21 protein-coding genes are annotated in these 10,852 nt (G+C 68.1%); 4 read left to right on the top strand and 17 right to left on the bottom strand.

Annotated features, from left to right (window positions below):
- Window positions 1-363: 363 nt before the first annotated feature.
- On the top strand, window positions 364-915 hold the full coding sequence (locus tag LCE31_RS29615; RefSeq protein ID WP_225019714.1) for a nuclease-related domain-containing protein: 552 nt from the start codon (window positions 364-366) through the stop codon (window positions 913-915).
- A 133-nt stretch (window positions 916-1,048) separates the two neighbouring features.
- Window positions 1,049-1,303 carry a hypothetical protein gene (locus LCE31_RS29610; protein ID WP_225019712.1) on the top strand — a complete coding sequence of 85 codons (255 nt, stop codon included), beginning with the start codon at window positions 1,049-1,051 and terminating at the stop codon, window positions 1,301-1,303.
- 63 nt (window positions 1,304-1,366) lie between these two features.
- Here LCE31_RS29610 and LCE31_RS29605 read toward each other — a convergent pair whose 3' ends face one another.
- On the bottom strand, window positions 1,367-1,606 hold the full coding sequence (locus tag LCE31_RS29605; protein ID WP_225019688.1) for a hypothetical protein: 240 nt from the start codon (window positions 1,604-1,606) through the stop codon (window positions 1,367-1,369).
- Between the two features lie 261 nt (window positions 1,607-1,867).
- On the opposite strand from LCE31_RS29605, the gene LCE31_RS29600 reads away from it, so the two are divergent.
- Window positions 1,868-2,905, top strand: coding sequence for a hypothetical protein (locus LCE31_RS29600; protein WP_225019686.1), 1,038 nt, complete (start codon window positions 1,868-1,870; stop codon window positions 2,903-2,905).
- A 24-nt stretch (window positions 2,906-2,929) separates the two neighbouring features.
- Window positions 2,930-3,247: a hypothetical protein gene (locus LCE31_RS29595; protein ID WP_225019683.1), complete on the top strand. Its 318-nt coding sequence runs from the start codon at window positions 2,930-2,932 to the stop codon at window positions 3,245-3,247.
- 236 nt (window positions 3,248-3,483) lie between these two features.
- On the opposite strand, the gene LCE31_RS29590 is transcribed toward LCE31_RS29595, so the two are convergent.
- The 16 genes from LCE31_RS29590 to LCE31_RS29515 all read right to left on the bottom strand — a co-directional run bounded on the left by LCE31_RS29590 (window position 3,484) and on the right by LCE31_RS29515 (window position 10,471).
- Entirely contained in the window at window positions 3,484-3,672 is a 189-nt protein-coding gene (locus LCE31_RS29590; RefSeq protein WP_225019681.1) for a hypothetical protein, read from the bottom strand.
- A 27-nt stretch (window positions 3,673-3,699) separates the two neighbouring features.
- Window positions 3,700-4,179, bottom strand: coding sequence for an Appr-1-p processing protein (locus tag LCE31_RS29585; RefSeq protein ID WP_225019679.1), 480 nt, complete (start codon window positions 4,177-4,179; stop codon window positions 3,700-3,702).
- A complete protein-coding gene (locus LCE31_RS29580; protein WP_225019677.1) occupies window positions 4,176-4,547 on the bottom strand; it encodes a hypothetical protein in 372 nt (123 codons plus the stop codon). Before LCE31_RS29580 ends, LCE31_RS29585 begins: the two co-directional genes overlap by 4 nt.
- 135 nt (window positions 4,548-4,682) lie before the next feature.
- Window positions 4,683-5,441 carry a hypothetical protein gene (locus LCE31_RS29575; protein WP_225019675.1) on the bottom strand — a complete coding sequence of 253 codons (759 nt, stop codon included), beginning with the start codon at window positions 5,439-5,441 and terminating at the stop codon, window positions 4,683-4,685.
- Window positions 5,442-5,443: 2 nt separating this feature from the next.
- Complete coding sequence (locus tag LCE31_RS29570; RefSeq protein ID WP_225019673.1) at window positions 5,444-5,797, bottom strand: hypothetical protein; 354 nt, start codon at window positions 5,795-5,797, stop codon at window positions 5,444-5,446.
- Window positions 5,794-6,018 (bottom strand): hypothetical protein, encoded by a 225-nt coding sequence (locus LCE31_RS29565; RefSeq protein WP_225019671.1) that lies wholly within the window; start codon window positions 6,016-6,018, stop codon window positions 5,794-5,796. Before LCE31_RS29565 ends, LCE31_RS29570 begins: the two co-directional genes overlap by 4 nt.
- Window positions 6,015-6,506, bottom strand: a complete 492-nt coding sequence (locus LCE31_RS29560) for a hypothetical protein (RefSeq protein WP_225019669.1) — start codon at window positions 6,504-6,506, stop codon at window positions 6,015-6,017. The genes LCE31_RS29565 and LCE31_RS29560 overlap by 4 nt, the downstream gene beginning before the upstream one ends.
- Window positions 6,503-6,733 (bottom strand): hypothetical protein, encoded by a 231-nt coding sequence (locus LCE31_RS29555; RefSeq protein ID WP_225019667.1) that lies wholly within the window; start codon window positions 6,731-6,733, stop codon window positions 6,503-6,505. Before LCE31_RS29555 ends, LCE31_RS29560 begins: the two co-directional genes overlap by 4 nt.
- Window positions 6,730-7,128, bottom strand: coding sequence for a DUF4326 domain-containing protein (locus LCE31_RS29550; protein WP_225019658.1), 399 nt, complete (start codon window positions 7,126-7,128; stop codon window positions 6,730-6,732). Before LCE31_RS29550 ends, LCE31_RS29555 begins: the two co-directional genes overlap by 4 nt.
- Entirely contained in the window at window positions 7,128-7,556 is a 429-nt protein-coding gene (locus LCE31_RS29545) for a hypothetical protein (RefSeq protein ID WP_225019657.1), read from the bottom strand. Before LCE31_RS29545 ends, LCE31_RS29550 begins: the two co-directional genes overlap by 1 nt.
- Complete coding sequence (locus tag LCE31_RS29540; RefSeq protein WP_225019637.1) at window positions 7,556-7,837, bottom strand: hypothetical protein; 282 nt, start codon at window positions 7,835-7,837, stop codon at window positions 7,556-7,558. Before LCE31_RS29540 ends, LCE31_RS29545 begins: the two co-directional genes overlap by 1 nt.
- The gene (locus LCE31_RS29535) at window positions 7,837-8,463 is read right to left on the bottom strand and encodes a hypothetical protein (protein ID WP_225019635.1); all 627 of its coding nucleotides are present in this window, start codon (window positions 8,461-8,463) and stop codon (window positions 7,837-7,839) included. The genes LCE31_RS29540 and LCE31_RS29535 overlap by 1 nt, the downstream gene beginning before the upstream one ends.
- An 8-nt stretch (window positions 8,464-8,471) precedes the next feature.
- Window positions 8,472-8,930 (bottom strand): hypothetical protein, encoded by a 459-nt coding sequence (locus LCE31_RS29530; protein ID WP_225019633.1) that lies wholly within the window; start codon window positions 8,928-8,930, stop codon window positions 8,472-8,474.
- A complete protein-coding gene (locus LCE31_RS29525) occupies window positions 8,927-9,382 on the bottom strand; it encodes a hypothetical protein (RefSeq protein WP_225019631.1) in 456 nt (151 codons plus the stop codon). Before LCE31_RS29525 ends, LCE31_RS29530 begins: the two co-directional genes overlap by 4 nt.
- Window positions 9,383-9,384: 2 nt before the next feature.
- The gene (locus tag LCE31_RS29520) at window positions 9,385-9,576 is read right to left on the bottom strand and encodes a hypothetical protein (protein WP_225019629.1); all 192 of its coding nucleotides are present in this window, start codon (window positions 9,574-9,576) and stop codon (window positions 9,385-9,387) included.
- 100 nt (window positions 9,577-9,676) lie between these two features.
- Window positions 9,677-10,471: a hypothetical protein gene (locus LCE31_RS29515; RefSeq protein WP_225019627.1), complete on the bottom strand. Its 795-nt coding sequence runs from the start codon at window positions 10,469-10,471 to the stop codon at window positions 9,677-9,679.
- Window positions 10,472-10,852: the final 381 nt, after the last annotated feature.

Raw genomic sequence — 10,852 nt, 5'->3', positions numbered from 1 at the left:
GCTTACGCCAACATGCCTCACGTGTCTGAAAGTTTGTATTGCCTATGACCTGCTGTGATGCTTGACAGCACTAGATAACGATGGTGGCCACTGGCGGGAGACCGGGCCCGACGCGACAAGGCTCGTACGCTTCGCCCGCAAGACCGGGCATGCCGGTTGGCTCGAGCGGGACCCGGGCGCTGGCCCGCTGCTGGACCAGGCGTGGCACCGCGGCTGGATCGCTGTTGCTGCGGGGATTGCGGCGGGGGACAGCCGGTGAGTGCGGGGGAGTCGGCGGCAGCGCGTGCTGCGGCTCTGCGCGCCAGGGCCCGGAGGGGCGTGTGGCGGCGTCTCCTGGCCTGGATGGGTCTCGGGGGTGCTGCGGTGCGTCGTGCGGACGCTCAGGCCGCCAGATGGGCCTACGGCGCCGCCGGGGAGGAGGCGACGGCACGGTTACTCGATCCGCTCCGGGCCGAGGGCTGGCATGTGTGGCATGACCTGCGGTTGACCGGTCGCCGCTTCAACGTCGATCACCTGCTGATGCCGCCTACCGCGGCCGGGTTGGTCATGCCGGATACGAAACGCTGGCGCCGGAACTGGCCCACACAGCTTGTTGGCGGCCGACTGCATTGTGGGCCGGAGGATCGGCACGGCCAGGCGCAGAAGGTCGCCGAGTACGCGGAGGCCGTCGCTATGGCGGTAGGCCTGCCGCCGGCGAATGTGATCCCGCTGCTCCTCGTCCACGGGTCTCCGGTCGCGGGCGGGTTCTTGTGGGCGCCGGTGTCTACGGTCCACGGGCGGGTGTTGGTGGTTGGTCCGGACATGCTGCTGGGTGTGCTGCGGGGCGCGGTGGAGGGCCTGCCAGATTCGTATGTTGCGCGGGCCTTGGCGGTCCGGGTGAATGCGGTGCTACGTCCGTACGTGCAGGGCGCCTGACGCTGTCAGTGCGGGCGGGTAGCGTGCGGAGCGCTGACCACGGGGCCACCGTGATCGAGACGGCCCGTCGTCCCTCCGGGGATGGCGGGCCGTCTTTCGTCGTTTCAGGGCTCGGTCTGCATAGTCTTGGCCTGTGACCGAACAGGCGGACGAAAAGAAGGACCCCGGCTTCGAGGAGCTCGTCGCCCTTGAGGTGCGGGCTCTGGAGGCCCACCGGGAGGCTGTGGCGGGCCCGTACAGTCCGGAGGCGTGGGTGCCGTGGCGGGAGGCTGCCAGCGTCTTCCAGGAGGCCGTCAGGGAGTACGCGGCGGCGGGGGAGGGGCGGAACCGGTTCGAGGTGGAGATGCGGGCGAAGAAGGCCGCGAAGGAACGCCTCGCCGCTGGCTGAGCCGAAGGCGCGAACGCCCGCCCCAGGGATGCCGGGGCGGGCGTTCTGTCGTCGCAGCTGGGGTTACCAGCCCGTGTCGAGGGAGTCCACGGTCGCGCCGCCGGGCGTTGACCAACCAGTGTCGCCGGCCGGGGTGGACCAGCCCGTGTCGCCGTCGGTGGTCGACGTTCCGGTCGTGCCATCGGCGGCGGTGGTCCATCCGGTGTCGCCGCCCTGGGTGTGGGCTATGACGAGAGGTGTGACAGCTGCCACGGCGAGGAAAGCGCCTGCTGCGAGAGCCCTGCGGATTCGGGATGTCATCATGGGAGTTCCTTTCTCATACTCATCATCAGAGTGAGTATGGAGGCCTCCCGGGTTCCTGTCTTGGTCTCGCTGCGATCCGTTGCTTTCCGCGGTGGGAGCCGTCCGCCGCCATGTAGCGGATAGAGAAAGCTCGGGAGAGATCGTGACTGGCCGGGAGGCCTTCCACATGCCACGTTGTCGCATGGCATAGACGCGGGGCAACTGTCTCGGGGTGCGTACACGCGCACTGACCAAGTACGCACTCTAGGAACGGGGTTGATCATGAGTCTGCTGGGGTTTGTTGCGGGAATGGATGATCTTTCGGATGAGGCGCGGACCCTGTACCAGCGAATAGCCGAGGGCGGGAAGATCACAGAAGGGGACAAGGCGGCGTGCGCGGAGCTTTTGACGTGGCGCCTCATCGACATTGACCCAGCCGTTCCGGAGAAACCCATTCCGCTGAATCCTCGCGAGGCCGCGGCACGACGTCTACAGGACAGCCTCGACGAGCTCGCTGCCCGCGCCCGCCAAGCCGCCACATTCCCCGACCTGGGCGAAGATCTGGCCGTCCACTTCGACCGGTCCCGCTACCGGTCGGGCACGTCGGAGTACATCGGCGACCGGGAAGCCGTCAACGCCCGCATCGGCGAGGTTGTCGGGCAGGCCCGGGAAGAGATCCTCGCCGCACAGCCCGGCGGTCCCCGCGGCAAGACCGCGTTGGACTTCGCCGCCGAGCGTGATGGGCTTGCCCTGGACCGCGGCATCCGCATGCTCAGCCTGTACCGGGACACGGTCCGCTCCGATGGGGACACGAGGCGCTGGGCTGCTGGCATGTCGGAGCGCGGGGGCTTGTTCCGTACGACGCATGCGCCGTTCAGGCAGTGCGTCATCGTTGACCGCCGTCAGGCCTTCATCTCCGACTTCGTGGTCGAGGCGGGGCCGGCGCATGCGGCGTGGCATGTGACGGACCGGGCGATGGTCGCTTTCATCGCGAAGATTTTTCAGGATTCGTGGGATCGGGCGGAGCCGTGGGCGGGTGAGCCGCGTGCGGGTGAGACGACGGGGTCGGTGCGGACGACGCGTCAGCAGCGGGAGATTATGCGGGACATGGTGTCGGGCTGGACGCAGCAGCAGACGGCGACACGGCTGGGTGTGAGTTTGCGCTGGGTGGTGTCGCAGGTGTCGACGCTGCGGGCCCTGTTTGAGGTGGAGACGAAGGAAGCGCTGGCGTTCCAGTGGGCGTTCTCCCCGGACCGGCTGGTGGATGATCTGGAGACGAGGGCGGTGCCGTCGCCGCGGGTCGAGTCCACGTCCGTGTAGGTGTGGCGGCGGTACGGTGGCCGGGTGCGTGATCTGCCTGATCCCGGCCCGTGGGACGAACCCGAACAGGCCCCACCCTGGCGCCCTGAGCATGGCGAGAAGCCGCGGTACCGGTACTGGCCGCAAGGGCACCGTCCCGCCCTCCAGGCCCTCGTAGACGGACGCTGGCGGACTCTCCAGGTCCATAGCCGCATCGACTATCCCGATGGCCGGGTCGCTTATCAGGGCGAGATTGAGCTGCCGGTGGAGGGCCGTCCGGCGGAGCATCATCACCGCGCGTACTGGTGGCCGCAGCCGGGCCGGCTGAGGGTGGCGTACGGCACGGACATCGCGCCGACGTAGCTCTGGATGCACGAACGCCCGCCCCGGATGGTTCGGGGCGGGCGTAAGGCGGGACGTCTCCGGGGGCCTCTAACCCCGCTGCGGCGTTGATCCCGACGGGCGCGGCGTTGTTGCGGGAGGGTCCAGTTACCTGGTCCCGGCCTGATCCGGCAGACGCAGTACCAGCATGACACGCGGCACTGACAGTCGTTCCTGGGATAGTCCGCCCGCCTCCCCTTCGGACGGACCACCTGCTGCTACACGATGGCGCCCAGGAGTACGCCCGCCACGGTCACCGCGAGGACGGGTATCCCGAGGGCTGTCGCCTGCTTGCCCGCGACCTTGTGCGCGACGGCGCCTCCGAGGAGGGCGACGGCCAGAGTGACGGCGGCCTGCTGCTTCTTCGACATGATGTTCACCTCCTCTCGTGTGTGGGAGGGCAGCATGCCAGCAGGGTCTGACAACCCGTCCGGCTACGGCAGGTCGTACACGGTGACATTGATGCCGCGGCCGCACAGTCGGTCGATGATGAGGGGTTCGATGCGCTGCCAGTCGCCGCCTGCGAGGCTGGCGCCAATCCGCGGCATGTGCACGGACGCCTTGAGGTGCAGCGCGTAGATGGCGACCCGCCCGAGCGCCTCCTCAAGAGCCTCGTAGCGGATGGGCGGCTGCCCGCCGGCGCGGCGGATACCGTGCTGGCCGATCATGTTGGCGACCCAGAGAGCATGGTGAACGGGCACGAGCTGCACGGCGCCTAGTGCGAAGCCACTCCGGTCCCGATCGCGATACCAGCCCCGGTAAGCGACCTCGGGTTCTTTGCCGCGACGGGAGAGGGCAGTGACGAAGCCTCTGCCCCAGGCTCCGATGTCGTTGCATACGTGGGCGATGATCCGTGGCCCGGTCCCGGGCGGGTTGGTGGCGTCACCGGTGACGTAGCGGAGGTGAGTGCTCATCGGCCGGTCTCGTCGGTGAGGAGGTAGTCGATGCCCTTCACGGTCTCCCACACGGCTTGGTGTTCGGGATACAGCTGGAAGGTCTCGCCGCGCTCACACAGGACGCTTTCGGTGAGGCCGGTGGAGGCGATGAGGCGGGCGCGCTGCGCGCGGAGCTGCTCCGGTGTCCGGTGGATGACGGTCGGCAGGTCACCAGTCGGCTGCTCCGGGGTGTCCGTGTGGCACGGGCAGGTACAGGCGGCACCACAGAATTTGCACTGGCTCGGCTTCTTCGCGCCGCTGAGTCCGGTGTGGGACTGGCAGTAGTCGTGGTGGCCGTGGAGACATCCAGTGGACAGGTAGGCGTGGGGCACGGTCGGGTCAGTCATGGTCGTCTCCTGGCGGCGGGTGGTCGGGTATGGGGATCTCATGCTGTCCGGGTAACGGGGCGGGGGTGGGGCTTCGGAGGCGGTCTTCGAGGGCTTCGATGCGGCGGCGGAGGAGTTCCCGCTTCGACACCCGCCTCACGCGTCACCGTCCAGCTCGGCGCCGCCGAGGATGAGGCGGAGCCGGGCCTTCGTGGGGATCGGGTCCTTGCCGGGCGTGGGCCAGTCGTCGGCGCGGATGCTGTACGCCTTCGGCGGCTGCCAACTCCGGTCGTACTTCCAGACGGCAGCCTCCCCGTACAGGCGCGCCCAGGCAGCCTCCTGCCCTTCAGACATGAGGTACGAGGTGACCAGGCCGCCAGCGTTCGGGATTGGCTCCGGGCCGGGAGCGGCGAGACGCTGCTGCCGGAGGGCGCGGCCCCATGCTTCGTGGCGCCGGCAGTACCAGAGGGCGGTGCGCCAGCCGGTTTCCTGGTCGACGGTGTAGTCGTGGTCGATGCCGCGCTGACCGCATGGGCCCTGGCGGCGGATCATCGGTGCGGCGCACGCTCGCTTCTCGTATGGGTCGCGGACGTCCTCGTAGCGGGGCCTGTCGGCGTACAGGAGATCCGCCAGGCGTGATTCCTTGCGGCGGCCGTGCCCATAGCCGCCCAGGACGCCGTCGGCCCGCTTTCGCCAGCTGATGATGTTGCCGTCCTCGTCGTACCGGTTGGGGTCGCGTGCAGAGAGCCACGCGAGCAAGAGGATGAGTTCACGTGCTTCTGGGGTCATGCGGTCGTCTTGGTAGACGCGCGCGATGAGGGCGTCGTAGCCGTCGCCTCCGCTGCCGCCTCCCTTCCGCTTGCGCTTCTGTACGGGCGCCTGGTGGACGTGCGCGAGGTGGAGCGCTGCTCCCATGGTCAGACCTCCTTCGGCAGGGCGCCGGACACGGTCAGCACGTGCTGCTCCCACAGGGGCCGCAGCGTGGCGAGGACGACCACCGGGTCGGGTGCCCAGGTGCCGCAGGCGCAGGAGGACCGCCACAGGCCGTCTACGGGCTGCTGCACGCTCGGCTGATGGGCGGTGACGAGCGGGTCGTGGTCGGGGCACACGGAGCAGCCGAAGATGTTGATGATGCTGGTGTGCCGCCACCCGTCGACTGTCCACCCGGGGCGGGCTGGGGGCTGGCCGGTGAGGGCGGCGACCATCTCGTAGCGGCGCGGGCAGCCGGGGACGAGGCAGGCCCGCAGTTCCGGGAGCGTGGCCGTGGTCACCGTCGCCCCTCGGGTCCGAGGATGGCGCGGGCGGCCCGCGTGGCGAACGCCAGGTCCTTCGGCGTGGGTTCGTCCTCGTCGACGTCTTCGTTCACCCAACTGTCGAGCCATTCGGCGAGTACTCGCAGTGCTGTGGCAGGGAGGGGCCGACCGTAGGTGAGGCGCTTGGCGGCATCGTGGAGGAGGCTCTTCGTGGGGGACAGTTCCGTCGTCTGCATCATGAGGGGGTCTCCTCGTTGTGGGGGTCGTAGAGTCCTTCGACCGTGTAGGTCGTGGTGGCGCGTATGAGACGGAATGCGTGCTTGGTGGTCGGCGGCTGCTCGTTGACCTCACTGACGAAGCGCTCGCGGGCCTCTTCAGCTGTGTCGTAGAGGCCGCTCCATCTGTGCCACTGACCGTCGTTCCAGCGACTCTCCACGACCCACTCGGTGCTGTTCGGGCGTGGCGGCGGGCCAGCGTTCACCGTCGGGTACAGGTCATGGAACGTGAGGCAGGCGTCGATGACGAGCGCCATGATCTGCGAGTCCTTCGGGACGCCTTCCGAGCGTTCTCGCTGGAGTCCCTGGACGTAGCCCATGACAGCCGCGTCGTGGAGGACGCCGCGTTCCCTGGCCGTGAGGGAGTCGAGCACGCTGGCCACGTCGGCGGCTCGCTGGTCGTCGCGGTTGATGAAGTACGCAGTGAGCGCCTCAGGCGGCAGGTCGTTCATCGGGTGGTCTCCTGGGTGTTGAGGCTGAAGCCGCGTGCTGTCTCTGCGAGCAGGGCCACGATCTCGTCGCGGGACAGCTCGTTGCCGTGGAGGCGGCCGGTCGGGTCGGCATGGACGGCGTCGATGATGGCTTCGCGGAAGGCGGCGGGCGGGGCTTCCGTGGTGTCCCAGTCGTAGGTGTAGCCGGCGCGTACGAGCCACGCCGCAGCGTCTTGTAGGTCGGTCATCGTGTGGTCTCCGGGTTTGCGAGGGCCAGTAGGACATCCGCATGGCACGGGTACGACTCGTGGCACCAGCACATGAGGTCCCGGCCGGCGAGCTGCTCGCGGGCCTGATCCATGAGCTCAGGGTTGGAGTGCAGCCACATCTCGTACAGCTCCACGGCGAGGGCGTGCGCGTCGCGCCGATCGTCGGCAGGAATGCGACTGTTGAGTCCGATGGGTTTGCGGTAGCCGCGCTTACCGGTCCAGTTCACAGCCCAGCCAGTTCCTGTGTCCGTTTGGGTGACGGCCCACGGGTTGCCCCAGGGGGTGCCACGGCCGACGTATAGGGGTTTGCGGCCCTGCGCGTCGATGGGCGCGGTCCAGCCCTTCTCACGCTTGCGCTGGATACGGGACGGCATCAGGACTCCTGCCGGGTGATGTCGAACGTCACGGCAGCGAGCCCGTCCGGGTCGGCCTTGGGGTGCGTGAAGTGCACGGTCTTGCCGAGGCTGCGCGCGTACACGATCTCAGCCTTGGTCGAGTCGCCGACGTAGTCGCCGACGACGAGGACCCAGTGCGCGAGGCGGATCTTCGCCCGGTGCAGGTCGTCCAGGCGGACCTTGCCGGCCTCGGCCTGGTCATGGTCGGCCCAGAGCGGGTGCGGGTTCTTCATGTCGCAGCCGGGCTTGATGACGATGCAGCCAGCCCAGGTGAGTTCTCGGTCGGCATCGGCCATCTGCTGCATGAAGCGGGTGCTGCCGCAGATGACGACGATCTCGGGGATGTGGAGGCGCTCGGTCGCGGTGGCGAGCATCTCTTCGGGGGTGAGCAGCTGCGGGTACGACATCAGGACTCCTTCTGGCAGATGGGGCACAGGTCGGCATCGGGGGTGCAGGACCAGCCCTTCGCCCGCAGGGCGGCGCGGGCGGCTTCGAGCCGGGCCGACTTCTCCATGCGGTCGTTGACGAGGTAGTCGTTCTCCTCGACGGTGCCGCAGTCGTCGCAGAAGACGCCGATGCGGGACGGATAGAGGGCGTCGGGTCCTTCGTCGGGGTCGCGGAGGACGGCGGACACCTGGTCCGGGGTGAGGACGCCGGGGAACGGCATGCCAAGCGCAGGCTGGGTCATCAGGGCTCCTGGGGTTCGGTGACGGGCTGGACGCTGGCGATGGCACGGTTGTGCAGGGTGTCGAGGTAGGTCCCGTACGCCTGCTCAGCGAAGTACCAGGCGGCCGGAGTGTGCCGCATCGGCACCCACGGCCGGGGTTCGACGATCGGCTCCCTGCCGCCGTCGGGCCGCTGGTAGGTGACGCCGATGCCGTAGAAGTCGTATTCGTGCAGGTAGTTGAAGTGCTTGCGGTGCGGTAGGCGTCGGATCACGACGGTTCGGGTGCAGAACGGCGCGAAGCGGGATGCCGAGTTGAGTGCGCCACGGCAGGCGGTCGGGGATTCGACGGTGGCGAGGACAACCCGGCAGGGCCGTACGACATGCCGGGTGAGCTGTCCGTCGTGGATGGTGCAGATCCCCGCAGGGGCCTTCCGGTAGTAGGCCTGCTGCTGCTTCGTGAGGGAGGTGAGAGGGACGGGGATGCCGTCGGGGACGGCCATGAGGTGATCGAGTCCGCCGAAGCCGTGCCCGATGGCCTTGCCGAGCCCGGCCTGCTGACGCCGCTCGTGCTCGGTGTAGTCGATGACAAGGTGGAGAGTGGCGCCGCCGTAACCGGAAAACGACGGGACCTGGATGAGTTCGGCCATCACGTCTCCTAGGCGTCTCGGGTGGCGTAGGACCGGAGTTCAGGAGGAAGGTGCCGCCACCAGGCACGCTCCGTGTGGGCGGCAGGGCCGGTCATGTCGGCCGCGGCGATGCGCCATCCGGTGCTCGTGTAGCCGAAGTGGAGACCGCAAGAGCAAGACACGTTGGCAGTGGCGTCCCTGCCAGGGCGCGTGTAGTTGCCGTTCGTGATCGGCCGGTGCGCGTTGAACGCGGCAGGGTGCTTCGGGCACAAGTGGAGGTAGAAGGCGCCGCGGCACTGCTCCGAGTAGGAGAGCGTCCTCGTTCGGGTGCGGCGTGCCGGATAGACGGACTTCGCTGGTACGGGGATGTGGTCGGTGCTGGAGAGCTTCGTCCAGCCGTCCGGGGTGTCGGTCACCTTGCTGCGGAGCTCGGCCGCGTCACAGTCGGGAGCGTCGCAGTGGAAGCGGTACAGGGCCTCGGTGGTCATCGCGTCTCCTGGGTTCCGAGGACCTGCCGGGCCAGGGCCTCGGGGAGCGTGCTGTGCGTGATCGTGGTGCGGCGGCCGTCCGTGCCGAGTTCGACGTTCAGCAGCTCGCCGGTCAGGGCGTTCATGTTGTCGACTGCCTGGTGTCCTGCGGCTTCCCGTTCCAGCCAGTCCGCGAGGGCGCGGCCGACGCTCGGGTCCATGGTGGCGATGTAGTCCGCGAGCTCCGGGTTCTCTGCGTCGGCCACGTACTGCACCGGGGGGATCTGCGGCTCGTCGAAGTCGCGGTACTCGCCCTGGGCGACGATGCAGGGGCACGGCGACATGTCGTCGGTGTCGTTGCAGTCCTCTGTGTGCCAGGGGTGATCTCCCCAGGCGGTGGGCAGCTTCGCGACGATGTCGGTCAGCTTCGCGGCGGCGGCCCGCAGTACGTCGGCGGGCGTCTGGTCGGGCATAGTCAGACCTTCCGGTCCTGCTCATAGTTGATGGTGGTCAGGGCCGCCAGCTCGTCGGCGTGGCGACACTGCATGGCCTGTAGCTCCTGCTCGTGCGGGTAGCAGAGCGCCAGGGAGCCCCAGCCGGGGCGCATGTTGGGCACCCAGGTGGCTCCGTAGCCGCCGCAACTGTTGCAGCGCAGGTTCCAACCCATACGGCCTGCGTCGGCGGCTTCTTTGGCTGTGGGCAGTGGTGCTCCGAAAGGCTCTGTCTTCGTCTGGTCGGGCATGGGGCGGCTCCGGGGTTTGGGAGTGCTAGGCGGCAAGGTCTGTGAAGCAACCACAGCCACCCTCATCGAATAGGTCGAGTTGATCGGGCTCGTTCTCAACACGAGCCCGAAGGGCTGCCAGTGTCAGGGGCTTAGTCGAGCCGCCGGTCCGGTCGCGGAGTATCGATACGTCCTTGCCGAGTAGCGCGCGCATCTTGATCTCTGCCGCCTCGGCACGGGCGTACCGCTCTGGGAAGACTTTCAGGACTCGTACCCACTGGGCCTGGCCACCTTTGACGCAGGAACCGCCGCAGTTGTTGTGGGCGAAGCCGAGGCGGTAGAGCTTCGACTCGGGTAGGCCAGCATCACGTGCTTCGGCGATGAGTCGCTGCTTGTCGTACCAGGGCGGTTCTGTGAGGGGTGCTTCGACTGGCCATGGGGCCCATCCGCGGACGATGGCGGGCAGACGATGGGTTTCGGTCCAATCAATGCCGACGTACACGGTCGTTGTGGTGGGGTCGGTGTTCGCGTTCAACCATTCACGGCATGGCTTTTGCTTGAGTTCGTGGGAGCACTGGGCGATGCGGGTGTTGCCGAGCCAGCGGGCGTCTTCGAAGACCTGCCATGGGTCCCGGCCATCAGCGACTCGCGTGATCGGTACACCCAGCTGCGCGGATGCCTGCTCGTTGAAGGCGTACAGGTCTTCATCCTCGATGAGAGTGTCAGCGAACAACAGAGTGACGTCCTCTGTGCCGTGTCGGGCAATGACATGGCGGGCGGTTGCCCAGCTCGTGATGCCGCCGGACCACATGACGACGTGGTGTTCGGGGGTACCTGGCATGGGGCGGCTCCGGGGTCGGGTATGTCTAGCGTGTCGCGGATGCGCGGAGGTGTTCCCCCTGTGTTTTCGAGGGTTGGGGTCCGGGGTGCCGTGAGGGCGTCCGTTCCGGGGGCTACGCCAGACTACCGGTTAAGCATTGTCGGCGCAATGCTTAAGGAGGTGTGGGGTTGAGCCGCCACGGGACTCGCGAGAGTGGAGATCCCCCCGAACCGCCACCGCACGCCCGCCTACAGGCCTACGCTCGCCCGCAGGCGGCGCACTGCCGCCACAGTCACGGGAGGGGCTATGGAGCCACACACAGGCCCAGCAGAGGGAACCGACGCGAAGCACCGGCCCGAGTATCCGCCCAAGACGCCGCCCCCGCCGAAGAAACCCCCGAAC

It is taken from the genome of Streptomyces sp. 8L (genome assembly GCF_020176795.1).
Lineage (GTDB): Bacteria > Actinomycetota > Actinomycetes > Streptomycetales > Streptomycetaceae > Streptomyces.
The sequence above is the reverse complement of the archived record's forward strand: the minus strand, read 5'-3'. Positions and strand labels throughout refer to the sequence as shown.

What these genes read in the sequence shown, in the direction of transcription:
- LCE31_RS29520 (WP_225019629.1), bottom strand. Translation starts at nt 9,576, where the DNA reads ATGGGTTGGAACCTGCGCTGCAACAGTTGCGGCGGCTACGGAGCCACC.
- LCE31_RS29530 (WP_225019633.1), bottom strand. Translation starts at nt 8,930, where the DNA reads ATGACCACCGAGGCCCTGTACCGCTTCCACTGCGACGCTCCCGACTGT.
- LCE31_RS29605 (WP_225019688.1), bottom strand. Translation starts at nt 1,606, where the DNA reads ATGATGACATCCCGAATCCGCAGGGCTCTCGCAGCAGGCGCTTTCCTC.
- LCE31_RS29540 (WP_225019637.1), bottom strand. Translation starts at nt 7,837, where the DNA reads ATGACCCAGCCTGCGCTTGGCATGCCGTTCCCCGGCGTCCTCACCCCG.
- LCE31_RS29560 (WP_225019669.1), bottom strand. Translation starts at nt 6,506, where the DNA reads ATGAACGACCTGCCGCCTGAGGCGCTCACTGCGTACTTCATCAACCGC.
- LCE31_RS29585 (WP_225019679.1), bottom strand. Translation starts at nt 4,179, where the DNA reads ATGAGCACTCACCTCCGCTACGTCACCGGTGACGCCACCAACCCGCCC.
- LCE31_RS29545 (WP_225019657.1), bottom strand. Translation starts at nt 7,556, where the DNA reads ATGTCGTACCCGCAGCTGCTCACCCCCGAAGAGATGCTCGCCACCGCG.
- LCE31_RS29555 (WP_225019667.1), bottom strand. Translation starts at nt 6,733, where the DNA reads ATGACCGACCTACAAGACGCTGCGGCGTGGCTCGTACGCGCCGGCTAC.
- LCE31_RS29535 (WP_225019635.1), bottom strand. Translation starts at nt 8,463, where the DNA reads ATGGCCGAACTCATCCAGGTCCCGTCGTTTTCCGGTTACGGCGGCGCC.
- LCE31_RS29575 (WP_225019675.1), bottom strand. Translation starts at nt 5,441, where the DNA reads ATGGGAGCAGCGCTCCACCTCGCGCACGTCCACCAGGCGCCCGTACAG.
- LCE31_RS29600 (WP_225019686.1), top strand. Translation starts at nt 1,868, where the DNA reads ATGAGTCTGCTGGGGTTTGTTGCGGGAATGGATGATCTTTCGGATGAG.
- LCE31_RS29565 (WP_225019671.1), bottom strand. Translation starts at nt 6,018, where the DNA reads ATGATGCAGACGACGGAACTGTCCCCCACGAAGAGCCTCCTCCACGAT.
- LCE31_RS29590 (WP_225019681.1), bottom strand. Translation starts at nt 3,672, where the DNA reads ATGCTGCCCTCCCACACACGAGAGGAGGTGAACATCATGTCGAAGAAG.
- LCE31_RS29515 (WP_225019627.1), bottom strand. Translation starts at nt 10,471, where the DNA reads ATGCCAGGTACCCCCGAACACCACGTCGTCATGTGGTCCGGCGGCATC.
- LCE31_RS29525 (WP_225019631.1), bottom strand. Translation starts at nt 9,382, where the DNA reads ATGCCCGACCAGACGCCCGCCGACGTACTGCGGGCCGCCGCCGCGAAG.
- LCE31_RS29550 (WP_225019658.1), bottom strand. Translation starts at nt 7,128, where the DNA reads ATGCCGTCCCGTATCCAGCGCAAGCGTGAGAAGGGCTGGACCGCGCCC.
- LCE31_RS29580 (WP_225019677.1), bottom strand. Translation starts at nt 4,547, where the DNA reads ATGACTGACCCGACCGTGCCCCACGCCTACCTGTCCACTGGATGTCTC.